Raw genomic sequence first — 18,091 nt, 5'->3', positions numbered from 1 at the left:
CCTCCAGCACCTGATACCGCGTGGCGATGAAGTCCTTGCGCAGCACCGGCAGCGCGCGGGGGTCCGGCAGTCCGCGCACACGAGCGACGGCGAGAACCCCGGGCGCGACACCTGCACCAGCACGGGCCCCTCCGCGGCCGCCGCCCTCGCCGCGAGGAACGCCGACGACGGCAGCCTCTGGGCGGCGGGACGCTCCAGCTCCTGCGGTGTGCTCAGCAGCACGCGCGGCAGCACCCGGCGCCCGGCCCGCACGTCGCGCAGCCAGCCGCGCGCCACGAGCCGCTCGACCTCCGTCGTGCGGGTGTGCCCGGCGAACAGCAGCGCGGAGCCCTCCGACTCCTGCCGCAGCAGCGCCGCATCACGCGCGTGCACATAGGGGGCGAGCGGCTCGCCGAGCAGCGGGTCCCCGTCGTCCCACACGACCACCAGGCCCGCCGTCACCGGGGCGTACACGGCCGAGCGGTTGCCCACCACGATGCACGGGGCGTCCTCGAGGGTCCGCAGGAACGCCCGGTAGCGGTCGGGGTTCGCCTGGCGCGAGTCGTGCCGCACCACGGCTTCCGGAGGCACCACGGCCTCGAGCGCCGCGAGCAGACGGTCGAGGTCGCGATGGTCGGGCACCACGAGGATCGTCGAGCGTCCCGCGGCGAGAGTGCGCGCCGCCGCGGCCGCGAGCAGTCGCGCCCAGCCCTGTGCGCCGTCGTCCAGCTGCGGGATGGCCTCGACCGCGGCGCGGCCTCCCTCGTCGAGCACGGCATCGAGACCGTCGTACGCCGCCAGCACACGCTCCGCCTCGGCCGACTGCTCGGCGTCGGGCGCCACGACCGGGGCGTCGGCGCGCCAGGCCTTCTCCACGCGCACCTGTCGCTTCGGGATCACGAGCCGCAGCACATCGGACGCCGAGCCCGCGGCACGGTCGGCGACCCGCCGCGCCAGGCGGTACAGGCGGTCGGGCAGCACCGGGACCGCCGACACCACGGTCTCCACCTCGGACAGGGGTCGTTCCGCGTCGCTCTCGACGTCGACCTCCACCACGTAGCCGTCCACCACGCGGCCGGCCGTGCGCAGCGGCACCTTCACCCGCACGCCGGGCTCGACGGGCCCGAGCTCGGCGGGAAGGGCGTAGTCGAAGAGCCGGTCGAGCTGCGGCAGCGGCGAGTCGAGGAGCACGCGCGCGATGCGACGGCTCTCGGGCGACATCAGGACCTCGGCCCCCTCAGAGCCCGGCAGCGCGGCGCAGCTCGTCGGCGCGGTCGGTGCGCTCCCACGTGAAGTCGGGGAGCTCGCGCCCGAAGTGGCCGTACGCCGCGGTCTGCGCGTAGATCGGGCGCAGCAGGTCGAGCTGCTCGATGATCGCCTGCGGGCGCAGGTCGAACACCTCCTCGATCGCGCGCGTGATGACCTCGTCCGACACCCGGCCGGTGCCGAACGTCTCGACGTAGAGCCCCACGGGGCGCGCGACACCGATCGCATAGGCGACCTGCACCTCGAGGCGGTCGGCCAGTCCCGCCGCCACGGCGTTCTTGGCCACCCAGCGTGTGGCGTAGGCGCCGGAACGGTCGACCTTGGACGGGTCCTTGCCGCTGAACGCGCCGCCACCGTGACGCGCGGCACCGCCGTACGTGTCGATGATGATCTTGCGTCCGGTGAGGCCCGCGTCGCCCTTCGGCCCGCCCGTCACGAACGGACCGGCGGGGTTGATGTAGTAGGTCACGTCGTCGAGCGCGAGGCCCGTGGTCGCCAGGACGGGGTCGATCACGTGCTCGCGCACCTGCGCCTTGAGCTCGTCCTGCGAGATGTCGGGGTGATGCTGCGTGGAGAGCACGACCGCGTCGATCGTCTTCGGGGTGAAGCCGTCGTACCCGAGCGTGACCTGGGTCTTGCCGTCGGGGCGGAGATACGGCAGCAGGCCGCTGCGGCGCACCTCGGTCAGGCGTTCGGCGATGCGGTGCGCCGTCCACGCGGCCATCGGCATCAGCTGTGGCGTCTCGTTCGTCGCGAAGCCGAACATGATGCCCTGATCGCCGGCGCCGAGGCCGTCGAGCGGATCGACCGACGTGCCGTCACGGTGCTCCTGGGCGTTGTCGACGCCGTGCGCGATGTCGGTGGACTGCTCCCCGACGGAGACGCTCACGCCGCAGGAGTCCCCGTCGAACCCGGTGTCGGACGATGTGTAGCCGATGCCGTTGACCACCTGGCGCACGATCGTCGGGATGTCGACGTAGGCGTCGGTGCGGATCTCTCCGGCGACGTGCACCAGCCCGGTCGTGACGAGCGTCTCGACGGCGACACGGGACCCCGGGTCCTTCGCGAGCAGGCCGTCGAGGATGCTGTCCGAGATCTGGTCGCAGATCTTGTCCGGGTGCCCTTCGGTGACGGACTCGGACGTGAACAGACGCAGCGCGCTCATCGATGCTCCAGAACGGGGACGGACGGGGGGAGGGTGTGGCACCCATTCTGGACCGCGCCACCGACGAAGCGGCGGCGCGGTCGTCGAGTCACTCCGCGTGACGCAGGCGGAGCTTGTCCTCGTTGATCTCGTGCAGCGCGATGGTCAGCGGCTTGTCCTCGACGGACGAGTCCACGAGCGGACCGACGTTGTCGAACAGGTTGCCCTCGTGGAGGTCGGAGTAGTAGTCGTTGATCTGGCGTGCGCGCTTGGCCGCGTAGATCACGAGCTCGTACTTGGAGTCGACGCGCTCCAGCAGGTTGTCGATGGGGGGATCGATGATGCCGTTGTTGCGTCCGGCCATGGGGGGGACCTCCTGATCAGGCGACGGGGTTCGTCGCGAAGACGGTGCTGCGGGCGCGCGAGGAAAGCGTCAGCGCGCAGAGCTTGTAGACAAGTCTACGACCTCGCGAGCGGCGGTGGCGACGTCCTCGTTCACGACGAGGTGGTCGAACTCGTTCTGCGCGGCCAGCTCGACCTTCGCGGTGCGCAGTCGCCGCGCCCGCTCCTCCGCGTCCTCCGTCCCGCGGCCGACCAGCCGGTGCACCAGCTCGTCCCAGCTCGGAGGAAGCAGGAAGATGAGCGTCGCCGAGGGCTCCGCGGCGCGCACCTGCCGTGCGCCCTGCAGGTCGATCTCGAGCAGCACCGTCTTGCCCTCGGCCAGCGCCGCATCGATCGGAGCGCGCGGGGTGCCGTAGCGCGAGCGGTTGTGCACCACGGCGTACTCCAGCAGCTCGCCGTCGGCGATCAGGCGGTCGAACTCGGCGTCGTCGACGAAGTAGTAGTGCACGCCGTCGATCTCGCCGGGACGCGGCGCCCTAGTCGTCGCCGACACCGACAGGTGGATCTCGGGGTTGTTCTCCCGGATGTGCGCCGCGACGGTGCCCTTGCCCACCGCGGTCGGCCCGGCCAGCACCAGCAGGCGACTGCGGGCCTCGCGCGGCGTGGCCGGCGGGAACCGGCCGTCGAGCCACTCCTCCAGGACACGTCGTTGACGCGCTCCCAGGCCGCCGAGCCGCTTCACCGGGGAGATACGCAGCTCCTCCAGCACGCGGTCGCGCTTGCCGGCACCGATGGCCGGGAGCGCCAGGAGGAAGTCGGTGATGCGCAGCGAGCCCTCGACGGAGTCCGGGTCGGCGGTCGCGCGTCGCAGCACGGCCTGCGGCGTCACCACACGCATCGTCAGGTCGCGCTTGAGCGAGGCGCGGGCCCGGCGGCGCTCGACCGCACGGCGGGCGGCGGCGGCCCTGTCGACCTCGGGAACGGTGCGGTTGGTGTCAGGCACGGGTCACCTCGCGGTACTGGGCGGCACGTCGGGCGATGGTCTCGGCCAGGTCGTCGGGACCCGCGGAGAGGATGCTGCGGCTCTCGCTCGCGAGCACGGTGGGCGACAGCGAGCCGAAGCGCCGCCCGAGGTCCGCCGGCTCGGCCCCCTGCGCACCGAAGCCGGGCGCGAGGATCGGCACCGCCGGGCTGATCGCGTCGATCCCGGTCGCGGCCAGGTCGAGAGTGGCGCCGATCACGAAACCGAAGCTGCCCCACTCCCCCGCCGGGGTGCTCGTCGCGTTGCGCGCCGAGACCTCGGCGACGACCGCCGCCGACACGGTCTCGCCCGACGCGGTCCGCGCGCGCTGCAGGTCGGCGGCCTCGGGGTTGCTCGTCGCCGCGAGGACGAACAGGCCCTTGCCGTGCTCGTCTGCCAGCGCGAACGCGCCGCCGAGAGCGCCAACGCCGAGATAAGGGCTCACGGTGAGCGCGTCGGCCTCCAGTGGCGATCCCGGAGCGAGCCACGCCTGCGCATAGTCGTCCATCGTCGACCCGATGTCTCCGCGCTTGGCGTCGGCGATCACGAGCAGCTCCGCCGCCCGCGCCGCGGAGATCACGTCCTCCAGTGCGGCGATCCCGGCGGAACCGTAGCGCTCGAAGAAGGACACCTGCGGCTTCACGACGCCCACGTGGTCCTGCGCGGCGGCGACCGTGCGCAGCCCGAACTCCCGCACCCCGGCGGCGTCGGCGGAGAGCCCCCACGCCGCGAGCATGGCGGCGTGGGGGTCGATGCCGACGCAGAGCGGTCCGTGCGCGTCCAGCGCCGCGCGGATCCGCTCTCCGAAGCGTGCGGTCATACGGCGGCCGCCCGGTCGAGCGCGTACTCCTGCAGGCTCTTCACCTGGAAGCCCTCGTCGGCCGCGTCCATGCCGCTCACCGCGGCACCGAGCACCGCGATGGTGGTGAACAGCGCCTTGTCGGCGGCGACGGCGGCCGCGCGGATCTCGTAGCCGTCCGCGCGCGCCGCCCCACCGGACGGCGTGTTCACGACGATGTCGATCTCCCCGTCGTTGATCAGGTCGACGATGTTGCGCGCTCCGGACTCCTGCGTCTCGCTGTACTTCTCGACCACGGTCACCGCGATGCCGTTGCGCGACAGGATCTCCGCCGTGCCCTCGGTCGCCACGATCGTGAAGCCGAGCTGCTGCAGCCGGTGGGCCGGGAGGATCACCGCGCGCTTGTCGGAGTCGGCGACCGAGATGAAGACGGTGCCGGAGGTCGGCATCCCGCCGTACGCCGCGGCCTGGCTCTTCGCGAACGCGGTCGGGAAGTCGCGATCGATGCCCATGACCTCACCGGTCGAGCGCATCTCCGGGCCCAGGACCGAGTCGACCGTCTTGCCGTCGGCCGTGCGGAACCGCTTGAACGGCAGCACGGCCTCCTTGACCGAGACCGGGGCGTCCAGCGGCACCCGGGAGCCGTCCTGCTCCGGCAGCATGCCCTCGGCCCGCAGCTCGGCGATGGTGGACCCGGCCATGATGCGGCTCGCGGCCTTCGCCATCGGAATGCCGAGCGCCTTCGACACGAACGGAACGGTGCGGCTCGCGCGCGGGTTGGCCTCGATCACGTAGAGCACGCCGGCGCTGATCGCGAACTGCACGTTCAGCAGGCCCCGGACGCCGACGCCCTCGGCGATCTTGAGCGTGGCCTCGCGCACCCGGTCGACGTCGCTGCGGCCGAGCGAGACCGGCGGCAGCGTGCAGCTGGAGTCACCGGAGTGGATGCCGGCCTCCTCCAGGTGCTCCATGACCCCGCCGATGAACAGGTCGGTGCCGTCGTAGAGCGCATCCACGTCGAGCTCGATCGCGTCGTCGAGGAAGCGGTCGACCAGGAGGGGCTTGCCCTCCTCGATCACGACCTCCCCGGCCGTGCGGACGAAGTAGTCGCGCAGCGCGTCGGTGCCGTAGACGATCTCCATGCCGCGTCCGCCGAGCACGAAGCTGGGGCGCACGAGCACCGGGTAGCCGATCTCCTCCGCGATGCGCACGGCGCCCCCGACGTCGATCGCCGTGCCGTTGCGCGGCGCGAGCAGCCCGGCGTCGTCGAGCAGGCGCGAGAAGAGCTCGCGCTCCTCCGCCAGGTCGATCGCCTCGGGGCTGGTGCCGAGCACGGTGTATCCCGCGGCCTCGATGCCCTTCGCGAGCCCGAGCGGCGTCTGGCCGCCGAGCTGGCAGACCACGCCGAGGATGGTGCCGCTCGCGGCCTCCGCGTCGAGCACCTCCAGGACGTCCTCCAGGGTCAGCGGCTCGAAGTAGAGCCGGTCGGACGTGTCGTAGTCGGTGGACACGGTCTCGGGGTTGCAGTTGACCATGACGGTCTCGAACCCGGCGTCCGACAGCGCGAACGAGGCGTGCACGCACGAGTAGTCGAACTCGACGCCCTGCCCGATGCGGTTCGGGCCCGAGCCGATGATCACGACCTTGGTGCGGTCGGAGGGCTCCACCTCGGTCTCCGCGTCGTAGCTGGAGTAGTGGTACGGCGTGAGCGCGGGGAACTCCCCGGCGCACGTGTCGACCGTCTTGTACACCGGCCGGATGCCGAGGCCGTGGCGCACGCCGCGGATCTCCGCCTCGGTCTCGCCGCGCAGCTGGGCGAGCTGCGCGTCGGAGAAGCCGTGCTCCTTCGCGTAGCGCAGGGTCGCCGCGTCGAGCTCGGGGGCCGTGCGCACCACATCGGCGACCTCGTTGATGAGCACGATCTGGTCGAGGAACCACGGGTCCATCGCCGTCGCCTCGAACGCCTGCTCGATGGTCGCGCCCTTGCGCAGCGCCTGTTGCAGCGTCACGATGCGGCCGTCGGTCGGGGTCTTGGCGACCTCCAGCAGCTCTTCGACGCTGCGCGGCTCGTCGCCCCAGTGGAAGCTGGAGCCGCGCTTCTCGAGCGAACGCAGCGCCTTCTGCAGCGCGGTCGCGTAGTTGCGGCCGATCGCCATCGCCTCGCCCACCGACTTCATGGTGGTGGTGAGGGTGGCGTCGGCGGCCGGGAACTTCTCGAACGCGAAGCGCGGCACCTTGACGACGACGTAGTCGAGCGTGGGCTCGAAGCTGGCCGGGGTGACGCCGGTGATGTCGTTCGGGATCTCGTCGAGGCGGTAGCCGAGGGCGAGCTTGGCGGCCAGCTTGGCGATCGGGAAGCCGGTGGCCTTCGACGCCAGGGCGCTGGACCGCGACACGCGCGGGTTCATCTCGATGACGATGATGCGCCCGTTCTCCGGGTTCACCGCGAACTGGATGTTGCACCCGCCGGTGTCGACGCCGACCGCGCGGATGATGTCGATGCCGATGTCGCGCAGCTTCTGGTATTCGCGGTCGGTGAGGGTCAGCGCGGGCGCGACCGTGATCGAGTCGCCCGTGTGCACGCCGACCGGGTCGACGTTCTCGATCGAGCACACCACCACCGTGTTGTCGGCGGTGTCGCGCATGAGCTCGAGCTCGTACTCCTTCCACCCGAGGATCGACTCCTCCAGGAGCACCTCGGTGGTGGGCGAGTCGCGCAGACCCGCACCGCCGATGCGCCGCAGGTCCTCTTCGTCGTACGCGAAGCCGGAGCCCAGGCCGCCCATCGTGAACGACGGCCGCACGACGAGCGGATAGCCGAGCTCTTCGGCGCCGGCGAGCAGGTCGTCCATGGTGTGCGCGATCACGCTGCGGGCGACGTCGGCGCCGGCCTCCAGCACGAGCTCCTTGAAGATCTGGCGGTCTTCGCCCTTGCGGATGGCGTCGACCTTCGCGCCGATCAGCTCGACGCCGTACTTCTCGAGGATCCCCTGCTCGTGCAGCGCCATGGCCGCGTTGAGGGCGGTCTGGCCGCCGAGGGTCGGCAGGATCGCGTCGGGCTTCTCCTTGGCGATGATCGTCTCGATCACGGCCGGGGTGATGGGCTCGATGTAGGTCGCGTCGGCGAAGTCGGGGTCGGTCATGATGGTGGCCGGGTTGGAGTTGACCAGGATGACCCTGACCCCCTCTTCGCGCAGCACGCGGCACGCCTGGGTGCCGGAGTAGTCGAACTCGCAGGCCTGGCCGATGACGATCGGGCCGGAGCCGATGACGAGGACGGAGGAGATGTCGTCGCGCTTGGGCATTACTGGGCGTCCTTCTTGTTCGCGATGACCATGTCGCGGAAGCGGTCGAAGAGGTAGTTGGCGTCGTGCGGACCGGCCGCGGCCTCGGGGTGGTACTGCACCGAGAACGCGGGGATGTCGAGGGCGCGCAGGCCCTCCACGACGTTGTCGTTGAGGCCGACGTGGCTGACCTCGACCTTGCCGTAGCCGTGCGGGCTGTCGAAGGAGCCCTCCAGGGGCGCCTCGACCGCGAAGCCGTGGTTGTGGGCCGTGATCTCGACCTTGCCCGTCTGCTTGTCGAGCACGGGCTGGTTGATGCCGCGGTGGCCGAACGGCAGCTTGTAGGTGCCGAGTCCGAGGGCACGGCCGAGCAGCTGGTTGCCGAAGCAGATCCCGAAGAAGGGCAGTCCGTCGTCCAGCACGGCGCGCAGCAGCTCCACGTGGTCGCCCGAGGCGGCCGGGTCGCCCGGGCCGTTGGAGTAGAACACCGCCACCGGCTCGATCGCCCGGATGTCGTCGATGCTCACGTCCTGCGGGAGCACGTGCACGTCGAACCCGCGGGCGGCGAGGTTGTCGATCGTCGCCTGCTTCACGCCGAGGTCGAGCACGGCGAGGTTGCCGATGCGCTCCCCCACCGCCGGGGTCACGGTCGCGCTCTCGACCGAGACCTGCGCCGACAGGTTGAGTCCGGTCATCTCGGGGGCCTCCCGCACGATGCGCAGCTGCTCTTCCGCGTCGAGAGCGGCGTCGTCGCCCGAGAAGATGCCGCCGCGCATGGATCCGGCGGACCGGATGTGGCGCGTGACCGCGCGGGTGTCGATGCCGCTGATGCCGACGATGCCGTCCTCCACCAGGACGTCGTCGAGGGAGGCGTTGGCCCGCCAGTTCGAGACCACGCGCGAGGGGTCGCGGACGATGTAGCCGGCGACCCAGATGCGGCGCGACTCGGTGTCCTCGTCGTTCATGCCGGTGTTGCCGATGTGCGGCGCCGTCTGCAGCACGATCTGACCCGCGTACGAGGGGTCGGTGATGGTCTCTTGATATCCCGACATGCCGGTGGCGAACACGACCTCGCCGAGGGTGCGGCCGCGGGCGCCGTACGCGCGACCGGCGTGACGGGTGCCGTCCTCGAGGACGAGCACGGCGGGATCGGGCAGGCGGGACGGGGAGTCCGCCGGGGAGGATGTCTGGTTGGTCATGACGTTGCTCCTGTGTCGGGGGCAGCGGGGACGAGCCGCTGCAGGTCGGAGATGAGGTTCTGGGGATCGCCGCCGGTGAGCCGGAGGTAGCTGTCCACGATCGTCGTGTCGGCGACGCGCCACGCGATGCGGACGAGGCCGCCCGGTTCGACCACGCGGTCGATCGTGACGGTGGCCCGGTCGACCGCGACGAGCTGGTCGCGCGCGAGGAAGACCGTGGGGGCGCCGTCGAGGGCCAGCGCGACACCGCGGTCGGTCACCGCCAGCTCCCCACGGGCCCGGAAGGCGAGCGGAGTGATGGCCACGCGTTCGAGGGGCTGCTCGTGCGTCGTCGTCGACACGTACAGCACCTCGTCGCGGCGCATCACCTCCGCGTGCTCCGGCACACCGAGGGGCGCGGTGAACGCGGCATCGCGCCGCACTCGTCGTCGCCAGGCGAACAGCATCGCGAGCAGCACCAGCAGCGCGAGGGCGATCAGGATCGCGACCGCGAGGTCCCGTGCGCTCATGCGCCGAGCTCCTCGACGACAGCTCCGCCGTCGACGGTCAGCACGCCGCCGTGCAGGGTGTACTGCACGCGGCCCGGCAGTTCGCGGCCGAGGTACGGCGAGTTCGTGCTGCGTCCGCGCAGGTCCGCCTCGGTGAACACGCCGTCGACCGCCGCGTCGTACAGCGCGAGCTGCGCCGGCTGCCCGACCTCGAGCGGGGTGCCGTGCCCGGCCAGACCGCCGATGCGCGCGGGTGCCGCGCTCATCACGCGGGCCACGTCCGACCAGTCGAGCAGGCCCGTCCGCACCATGGCCTGGTGCACGACGCGCAGTGCGCTCTCGAGCCCCACCATGCCGTTCGCGGCCGCCGGCCATTCGCACGCCTTGTGCTCGCTCGGGTGCGGGGCGTGATCGGTCGCGACGATGTCGATCGTGCCGTCGGCGAGCCCTTCGCGCACCGCGAGGACATCCTCCTCGCGGCGCAGCGGCGGGTTGACCTTGAACCGCGCGTCATAGCCGCGGACGAGTTCGTCGGTGAGCAGCAGGTGGTGCGGAGTGACCTCCGCCGTCACGTTCACGCCGCGCTTCTTGGCCCAGCGGATGATGTCGACCGAGCCGGCCGTCGACAGGTGGCACACATGCAGGCGCGAGCCGACGTGCTCGGCGAGAAGCACGTCACGCGCGATGATCGACTCCTCGGCGACCGCGGGCCAGCCCGTGAGGCCGAGCTCCGCCGAGACGGTGCCCTCGTTCATCTGGGCGCCTTCGGTCAGGCGGGGGTCCTGGGCATGCTGGGCGATCACACCGCCGAACGACTTCACGTACTCCAATGCGCGGCGCATGATCAGCGGGTCCCACACGCAGAAGCCGTCATCGCTGAACACCTGCACCTGCGCACGCGAGGTCGCCATGGCGCCGAGCTCGGCGAGGCGCTCGCCCTTCTGGCCCACCGTGACCGCGCCGATCGGCTGCACCGTGGCGTAACCCGCAGCCTCGCCGAGGGCCAGCTCCTGCTCGACGACGCCGGCCGTGTCGGCCACGGGCGACGTGTTCGGCATCGCGAACACGGCCGTGAAGCCACCGGCCGCCGCCGCGCGCGTGCCGCTGAGGATCGTCTCCGACGCCTCGTACCCGGGCTCGCGCAGATGCGTGTGCAGGTCGACCAGACCCGGCAGGGCGATGAGGCCGGCGGCATCGATCACGCGCGCGCCGGCACGGCTGAGCCCGGAGCCGATCTCGGCGATCCGGCCGTCCTCGATGATCAGGTCGGCGCTCTCCGCGCCGAGCAGCCGTGCACCGGTGATGACGAGGGTCTCGCTCACAGGTCTCCCCCTCGTTCGTCGTCTCGTTCGCCCGCCAGCAGCAGGTACAGCACAGCCATCCGCACGGAGACCCCGTTCGAGACCTGTTCCAGCACCGTCGAGCGGGGGGAATCGGCTGCTTCGGAGGAGATCTCCAGCCCCCGGTTCATGGGTCCGGGGTGCATCACAATGCTACCGGCCGGAAGAGCGGCCACACGCCGTGCGTCCAGACCCCACCGGCGCGAATACTCCCGCTCAGTCGGGAAATACGCGGCGTTCATGCGCTCCAGCTGGATCCGCAGCATCATGACCGCGTCCGGCCCGGCCGCCAGCGCCTCGTCGAGGTCGTAGACGACCCGGACCGGCCAGAGCGACACGTTCTGCGGCACCAGCGTCGGCGGCGAGACCAGCGTGACCTCGGCGCCCAGGGTCGTCAGCAGCCACACGTTCGAGCGCGCGACCCGCGAGTGCAGCACGTCGCCGACGATCGTGACGCGGAGCCCGGTCAGGTCGCGTCCACGGCTGTCCGCGCCGTAGCGGCGCTTGCGGATCGTGAACGCATCGAGCAGCGCCTGCGTCGGGTGCTCGTGCGTGCCATCACCCGCGTTGACGACGCCCGCAGAGATCCAACCGCTCGTCGCGAGGGTCTGCGGGGCGCCCGAGCCGGGGTGACGGACGACGACCGCATCGGCGCCGATCGCCTCCAGGGTCTGCGCCGTGTCCTTGAGGCTCTCGCCCTTGGAGACGCTGGAGCCCTTCGCGGCGAAGTTGATCACGTCGGCGGAGAGCCGCTTGGCCGCGGCCTCGAACGAGATCCGGGTGCGGGTCGAGTCCTCGAAGAAGAGGTTGACGACGGTCTTGCCACGCAGCGTCGGGAGCTTCTTGACCTCGCGCGACTGCGTGTCCGACATGTCCTCCGCGACATCGAGGATGCGCAGCGCCGTGGCGCGGTCGAGGGTGCGGGTGTCCAGGAGGTGCCTCATTCGCCGATGGTCACCTCCTCGGCGCCGTCCGTCTCGAACAGACGGACGTTCACGCGCTCGGTGCGGGCGGACGGGATGTTCTTGCCGACGAAGTCGGGTCGGATCGGGAGTTCACGGTGACCGCGGTCGACGAGGATCGCCAGGCGCACGGCGCTCGGGCGGCCGATCGACTGGATGGCGTCCAGCGCGGCACGGATGCTGCGACCGGAGAAGAGGACGTCGTCGACCAGCACCACGGTCTTCCCATCGATGCCGCCGGCCGGGATCTCGGTCGGCTGCGGGGACCGCGTCGGGTGCTTGGCCAGATCGTCACGGAAGAGCGTGACGTCGAGCGAGCCGACGGGGACCGAGACCTGCGCGATCTCACCGATCAGGGTGCCGAGGCGATGCCCCAGGGTGACGCCGCGGGTCGGGATCCCGAGGAGGACGAGGCCGTCGGCGCCTCGATTCGACTCGAGGATCTCGTGCGCGATCCGGGTCAGCGCTCGTGAGATGTCGGCTTGGTGCAGCACAGTGCGCACGCTCATCAGCCGCTCCCTTCTCCGCCTCACAGGACGGTGTTAAAGGTTGCTTGCGATGTCAGTCTATCGGAGCGGGAGACCGCGTCCGCTCAGCTCGCCTCCTGGAGCACGGCGTCGGTGACGTCGTCGATCTTGCGGGCGCGGATCGGGTGGCCGCTCGTGGAGAGGCACCGCCCGGTCTTCAGATCCCACTTCCAGTCGTGCATGCTGCACGTCAGGACGCCGTCCTCGTCGACCGAGCCGGTGCGGGTCAGGTCGGCGCGCAGGTGCGGACACCGGCGCTGCACCACCCAGTCGCCCACCTCGGCGTCTTCGGTCTGGTCGGTCTGCTCCTGGTACCAGTTCTCGACGTACTCGATGCGGTCCACCGACAGGCACTTGAGGAACGTGGTGAGGAACTCGTTGAACTTGCCGCTGCGGCCCACGGAGAACTGCATCGACAGGAAGATCGAGTTCGACCAGTCGATCTCGTGATCACGGATGTTGGTCGAGACGAGGTCGGCGGGGATCGTGTACCAGTAGACGCACTCCTCCCCCGCGTACTCGCGGACCTTGGCACGCGGGAAGTCCACCACCATGTCGAGCTCGCCGATGCGGAACCGCACGTGGCCGCCCACGCCGAGTCGGATCGTGCGCGACTTCTTCAGCAGCGGCTCCCACCAGTTCTTGAGGGCCTCGAGCATCTCGGCGGGCGGGATGATCTCCGCGCGGGAAGCTTCCTCGTCGCGGATCTCCTGCTGTCGCGACGCCCGCTGCTCCTCCAGGTAGTCCCACTTGTCGTCGAACATGCGGCTGATCTCGGCCTCGGTGTACAGGGTCTGCGCGGTCGTGACCTCGCCGCCGTCGATCGTGACGACCGTGCCGGGGATGAACAGCTGGCCGTCGTACTGCGGCGACAGCTCCTTCATATGCGCCAGGAACTGCTTCTGATCCGTGAAGATCGACTCGCCGTTGCGGCCCGTGCCGTTGAAGTCGAACAGGTCGTCGCGCAGGAACATCGGCGGACCGGCCATCGGGAACACGTGCGGGGCGTCGACCTTGTCGATGTAGTACATCGCCCGCTTGTTCTGGGCCTCGCGCTTGAGCCGGGCGAAGTTCTGCTTCGCGTCGAGCGGCAGGTCGTACACCATCGGCCACCAGATCGCGCCGGAGACCTGCGTGAAGTAGGCATCCGGCTTGCCGAAGTGCAGCAGCTTCTCGAGGTCGAGCGGGTGCGAGTCGTTCTGGTTGAGCATCGAGCCCGTGCCGTCGTCGACGCTCAGCGAGGAGTCGCCGATCGGGCCGTCGCTCGGCGCCCGCAGCGGCGTGATCATCAGCTTGAGATCACCGCGCTGGATGATCTCGCCCGCGGGCGCGTAGGTGATGTTCGTGTACCCGAGCGCCCGGATGTCCTGCTCCAGGTCGTCGATCGGATACTCCGGCAGCAGCACCTCGATGTCCTTGCGGATGTACCGCTCCAGGAGGGCGGGGTCGAAGTGGTCGCGGTGCCGGTGCGAGATGTACAGGAAGTCCGCCTCGCGGCCGAATCGCTCCCAGTCGAGCGCGCGGTTGTCGGGGAACGGGAACCAGGAGCCGAAGAACGAGGGCCCGAGGACCGGGTCGCAGATGATGTTCCCGCCTACCGTCTCGATGAACATCCCGGCGTGGCCGAGTCCCGTGATCCGCATTGCATTCCTCTCGAAGATGAACCGTTCGATTGTACCGAGGTGTCCCTGGGCGACCGGTCGGACGAGCCGGAGATAACCCTCAGGCCTCGAAGAGCCCGCGGATGTCGTCGGCCGAGAGCGACTGCGCGAACAGGGCATCGTCGTCGAGCACGGCGGTGAAGAGCCGGGCCTTGCGGCGCTGCAGGGCGAGCACCTTCTCCTCGATCGTGCCGGTCGCGATCATCCGGTAGACGAACACCTGGCTCGGCTGGCCGATGCGATGCGTGCGGTCGACGGCCTGCGCCTCGGCGGCCGGGTTCCACCACGGGTCGAGGAGGAACACGTAGTCGGCCTCGGTGAGCGTCAGACCGAACCCGCCCGCCTTCAGGCTGATCAGGAAGACCGGCTGCTCGCCCGTCCGGAAGCCCTCGACCACCGCATCCCGTCGCCGCGTCGCACCGTCGAGGTGGGCGTAGGGGATCCCGGCAGCCGCGAGTCGCTCCGCCGCGAGGTCGAGGAACGACGTGAACTGGCTGAACACCAGGGCGCGGTGGCCCTCCGCCTGGAGCTCGACCACGCGTTCCAGCAGCACGTCGAGCTTGCGCGAGCCGATCCGGGCGTCCGCGGGGTCGACCAGTCCTGGTGCGAGGCTGAGCATCCGCAGCAGCGTGAGCGAACGGAACACGATGAAACGGTTGCGGTCGAGGTCCTCGAGGAGCCCCAGCACCTTCTGGCGCTCCCGCTGCAGCACCGTCTCGTACAGCGACCGGTGCGCCGCGCTGAGCTCCACCTCGAGCACCTGCTCCTGCTTCGGAGGGAGGTCGGCCGCCACCAGCTCCTTCGTACGCCGCAGCAGCAGCGGCCGGATCCGCCGGCGGAGGCGGGCCAGGCGACGCGCGCGGTACTCGCCGCCCTCCACGTTCTCCGGGACCTTGCCCTGCTCGATCGGCTGGATGTACTGCTCCCGGAACTTCCGCGCCGACGCGAAGAGCCCGGGAGCGGTGAGCTTCAGCAGCGCCCACAGCTCGCTGAGACTGTTCTCGAGCGGGGTGCCCGTCACCGCGAACGTCACATCGGCGGGAAAGCTCGCGACGGCGCGGTGCAGCTTGGTGGCCGGGTTCTTCACGAACTGGGCCTCGTCGAGGATCAGGCCGGCCCAGGTCACCCCGGCGAAGGCCTCCGCGTCGATCCGCGCGATCGCGTACGTCGTGACCACCAGGTCCGCGCCCGCGGCGACCGTCGACAGCGACGGCCCGGACGAGGTGGACCTGGCGGCGACGCGGAGCCCCGGGGTGAACTTCGCGGCCTCGCTCAGCCACGTCGGCAGCACCGAGGTCGGGACGACCACGAGGAAGGGGCGCGTCTCTCCCGCCTCGCGGGTGTGAGCGACGAGCGCGAGCAGCTGCAGCGTCTTGCCGAGGCCCATGTCGTCGGCGAGGATGCCGCCCAGCCGGTGCCCCCAGAGGAACGCCAGCCAGTCGAGCCCCTGCTGCTGATACGGCCGCAACTGCGCCCGGACGCCGGACGGCACCGGGACCGGGGGCACCCCCGCCGCCCCGCGCAGGCCGTCGGCCGTCGCGCGCCAGCTCACGGCGGGCACGGCCTCGTCCGCGAGGTCCTCGAACTCCTCCCACAGGTCGATCTGGTGGCGGCTGAGGCGCGGCCCCGTCTCCCATTCGTCGAGGTCGCCCGCCTCGTCGATCAGCTCACGGAGTCGATCGAGCGCCGGATGGTTCAGCGAGAAGTAGGTGCCGTCGACGAGCAGGAGCTTCCTGCGACCCCTGCTCATCGCGGTGAACAGCGGCTCGAACGGGATCGTGCGCCCGTCGATGCGCACCAGGACGCCCAGGTCGAACCAGTCCGGATCGGTGGACTCGACCGTGCTCACGGTGATCTCGGGCTCGCCCGACAGTTCGCGATACGTCTTCCGGCGACCGTCGACGACCACGGTCACGCCCTCCGCCTCCAGCGCCGGCACAGCCCTGGTGACGAACTCCGCCGCCTCGACGTCGTGGAAGGCCCCCTCCGCGGCGAACGGCTCCCCGATCAGCTCGGCCCACCGCGCGGCGAGGTCGTGCCCCGCCGCACTCTCCGCCCGCAGATCCCGCACCGCCTGCGGCCCGGGGGCGAACGGCACGCGCCCGAAGCCGCGGTAGTCCCACTCGAACGCATAGGCCACCGTGTCCCCGCGGCGGAACGAGAGGCGCAGCACGGGCTGCGGCGCGGGCAGCTCCGGAAGCCGCACCCGTCCGAGCCCACGGGTCGGTACCCGCCGTGCCAGCACCGGGTAGGCGTCGCGGAGGAACACCTCCTCGTCGGCCGCCGCCACGGTGAGGCCGCCCGGCGCGAGGAGGAGGGGTCGCAGCGGTTCGGCCACCGGAGACTCCGCGAGCGTCACGTGCAGCCGCGCCCCCGACTGGTCGACCGCGTAGAGCCCCGTGCGACCGATCGGATGCACGGAGTCGGGCTCGACCGCGCGTCCGTCGAGCGTGATGGCAGGACGCACCACCAGCGTCCCGTCGTCGGCCCGAGCCACGGTGGCCTCGACCGACGCGGACTCCGCGATCGCCACGGTCGTGGACTTCTGCGTCGCGACCAGGGGGATGCCGAGTGCGCCGGCCACCCTGAGGTGTCCCCACAGCAGGCTCGACTCGATCAGGTCCGCGACCAGCCAGTCGCCCGCCGTGCCGGACAGCAGACTGTCCCTGGCGATGCTGAGCAGATCGGCGAACCATCGAGAGCGCTCACGTCCGTATTCGTCCGGCGCGCGACGAACCGCGTCCCAGGTGGCGGCGCCGAGCACCCACGCGCCGGTCGCGCCGCTGCGCTCCAGGGGACGGATGCCGAGCAGCAGCTCACCGGTCCCCTTCGCCACGTCGCGCGGCGTCGCGGTGCGCTGGGGTCGCGCGGCCCAGGGGTTCGCGCCGCGGGAATCGCGCACCCGGAGCTCGACCCCCAGCGCGAGCGCGGTCCGCGGCTCGGCGGGGACCGCCGCACCGAGGATCGACCGCCAGTCGGACGGCGCGCCGTCGTCGCGCGCGGCATCGGAGGGAACGGTCATACCCCGATCCTCTCCGAGGCCACGGACACCGGCGCCGGTGCGCTCAGGCGGCGCGAGCCACCCGGGCGAGCACGCCGTGCACGAACGGACCGGAGTCGTCGGTCGAGAACTCCTTCGCCAGCTCCACGGCCTCGTCGATCGCGACGGCGGTGGGCACCTCGTCGTTGTACAGGATCTCCCAGACGCCGATGCGCAGCAGCGCCCGGTCGACCGCAGGCATACGCTCGAGCTTCCAGTCGCGGCTGTGCGTGGTGATCTGCTCGTCGATCTCGTCGCGCTGGTCGATGATGCCGTCGACGATCTCCCTGGCGTACAGCCAGGAGGCCTCGCGAGCGGGCTCGCTCGCCGCGCGCTTGGCCTCGGCCGCCAGCGCGATCGCGAGGTCGTCGCCGCGGACGTCGGCGGAGAACAGGATGTCGAGAGCGCGCTTGCGCGCCTTCGTGCGGGCGCTCACGCCTTACTTCTCGCGGCCGAGGTAGTCACCCGTGCGGGTGTCGACCTTGACCTTCGTGCCGGTCTCCAGGAACAGAGGCACCTGGATCTCGTACCCGGTCTCGAGGGTCGCGGGCTTGGTGCCGGCCGACGAGCGGTCGCCCTGCAGGCCGGGCTCGGTGTAGGTGACCTCGAGGATCACGGACGCCGGCAGATCGATGTAGAGAGGGTTGCCGTTGTTGAGGGCGATCGTGACCTGCTGGTTCTCGAGCAGGAAGTTCTTCGCGTCGCCGACCGTCGCCGCCGGAAGCGTGATCTGGTCGAAGTCGGTCTGGTCCATGAACACGAAGCCGTCCCCGTCGGTGTACAGGTAGGTGTAGTCACGGCGGTCGACGTTCTCGATCTCGATCTTCGCGCCCGCGTTGTACGTGCGGTCGACGACCTTGCCCGACACGACGTTCTTCAGCTTGGTGCGGACGAACGCGCCACCCTTGCCGGGCTTCACGTGCTGGAACTCGATGACGCTCCAGAGCTGCCCGTCGATGCTGAGGACGACGCCGTTCTTGATGTCTGCGGTGGATGCCATGCGCTGAAGGTTCCGTTCGTGAGTCCGTGGGGCCGGAGT

15 protein-coding genes are annotated in these 18,091 nt (G+C 70.7%); all 15 read right to left on the bottom strand.

The genetic code is table 11. The features are described from left to right. On the bottom strand, positions 1–1,200 hold a 1,200-nt coding region (locus tag DW297_RS14685; protein WP_446724376.1), incomplete at its 3' end, for a primosomal protein N' family DNA-binding protein. Positions 1,201–1,216: 16 nt separating this feature from the next. Next, positions 1,217–2,410 (bottom strand): methionine adenosyltransferase, encoded by a 1,194-nt coding sequence (gene metK / locus DW297_RS14680; protein ID WP_136033699.1) that lies wholly within the window; start codon positions 2,408–2,410, stop codon positions 1,217–1,219. 88 nt (positions 2,411–2,498) lie between these two features. Next, on the bottom strand, positions 2,499–2,753 hold the full coding sequence (rpoZ, locus tag DW297_RS14675; RefSeq protein WP_025103490.1) for a DNA-directed RNA polymerase subunit omega: 255 nt from the start codon (positions 2,751–2,753) through the stop codon (positions 2,499–2,501). Positions 2,754–2,822: 69 nt separating this feature from the next. Continuing rightward, positions 2,823–3,734, bottom strand: a complete 912-nt coding sequence (gene gmk, locus DW297_RS14670) for a guanylate kinase (RefSeq protein WP_136033697.1) — start codon at positions 3,732–3,734, stop codon at positions 2,823–2,825. After that, positions 3,727–4,572: an orotidine-5'-phosphate decarboxylase gene (gene pyrF, locus DW297_RS14665; protein ID WP_136033696.1), complete on the bottom strand. Its 846-nt coding sequence runs from the start codon at positions 4,570–4,572 to the stop codon at positions 3,727–3,729. The genes gmk and pyrF overlap by 8 nt, the downstream gene beginning before the upstream one ends. Then, positions 4,569–7,856 carry a carbamoyl-phosphate synthase large subunit gene (gene carB / locus DW297_RS14660; protein ID WP_136033694.1) on the bottom strand — a complete coding sequence of 1,096 codons (3,288 nt, stop codon included), beginning with the start codon at positions 7,854–7,856 and terminating at the stop codon, positions 4,569–4,571. The genes pyrF and carB overlap by 4 nt, the downstream gene beginning before the upstream one ends. After that, the gene (carA, locus tag DW297_RS14655; RefSeq protein ID WP_136033692.1) at positions 7,856–9,034 is read right to left on the bottom strand and encodes a glutamine-hydrolyzing carbamoyl-phosphate synthase small subunit; all 1,179 of its coding nucleotides are present in this window, start codon (positions 9,032–9,034) and stop codon (positions 7,856–7,858) included. Before carA ends, carB begins: the two co-directional genes overlap by 1 nt. After that, on the bottom strand, positions 9,031–9,543 hold the full coding sequence (locus DW297_RS14650) for a PH-like domain-containing protein (protein ID WP_136033690.1): 513 nt from the start codon (positions 9,541–9,543) through the stop codon (positions 9,031–9,033). Before DW297_RS14650 ends, carA begins: the two co-directional genes overlap by 4 nt. Then, positions 9,540–10,844, bottom strand: coding sequence for a dihydroorotase (locus tag DW297_RS14645; protein WP_136033688.1), 1,305 nt, complete (start codon positions 10,842–10,844; stop codon positions 9,540–9,542). Before DW297_RS14645 ends, DW297_RS14650 begins: the two co-directional genes overlap by 4 nt. After that, positions 10,841–11,806 (bottom strand): aspartate carbamoyltransferase catalytic subunit, encoded by a 966-nt coding sequence (locus tag DW297_RS14640; RefSeq protein WP_136033687.1) that lies wholly within the window; start codon positions 11,804–11,806, stop codon positions 10,841–10,843. Before DW297_RS14640 ends, DW297_RS14645 begins: the two co-directional genes overlap by 4 nt. Continuing rightward, positions 11,803–12,333: a bifunctional pyr operon transcriptional regulator/uracil phosphoribosyltransferase PyrR gene (gene pyrR, locus DW297_RS14635; protein ID WP_136033685.1), complete on the bottom strand. Its 531-nt coding sequence runs from the start codon at positions 12,331–12,333 to the stop codon at positions 11,803–11,805. The genes DW297_RS14640 and pyrR overlap by 4 nt, the downstream gene beginning before the upstream one ends. An 83-nt stretch (positions 12,334–12,416) precedes the next feature. Continuing rightward, entirely contained in the window at positions 12,417–13,994 is a 1,578-nt protein-coding gene (locus DW297_RS14630; protein WP_136033683.1) for a Rieske 2Fe-2S domain-containing protein, read from the bottom strand. 79 nt (positions 13,995–14,073) lie between these two features. Further along, positions 14,074–17,034, bottom strand: coding sequence for a DEAD/DEAH box helicase (locus tag DW297_RS14625; protein ID WP_136033681.1), 2,961 nt, complete (start codon positions 17,032–17,034; stop codon positions 14,074–14,076). A gap of 43 nt (positions 17,035–17,077) precedes the next feature. Then, positions 17,078–17,488, bottom strand: coding sequence for a transcription antitermination factor NusB (nusB, locus tag DW297_RS14620; protein WP_136033679.1), 411 nt, complete (start codon positions 17,486–17,488; stop codon positions 17,078–17,080). 3 nt (positions 17,489–17,491) lie between these two features. Further along, positions 17,492–18,052, bottom strand: a complete 561-nt coding sequence (gene efp, locus DW297_RS14615) for an elongation factor P (protein ID WP_136033676.1) — start codon at positions 18,050–18,052, stop codon at positions 17,492–17,494. Between the last annotated feature and the right edge of the window lie 39 nt (positions 18,053–18,091).

Origin of the sequence: Microbacterium sp. PF5 (genome assembly GCF_004794315.1) — a bacterium.
Classification (GTDB): Bacteria; Actinomycetota; Actinomycetes; order Actinomycetales; family Microbacteriaceae; genus Microbacterium; species Microbacterium sufflavum.
This window is presented reverse-complemented; position numbering and strand designations above follow the sequence as displayed.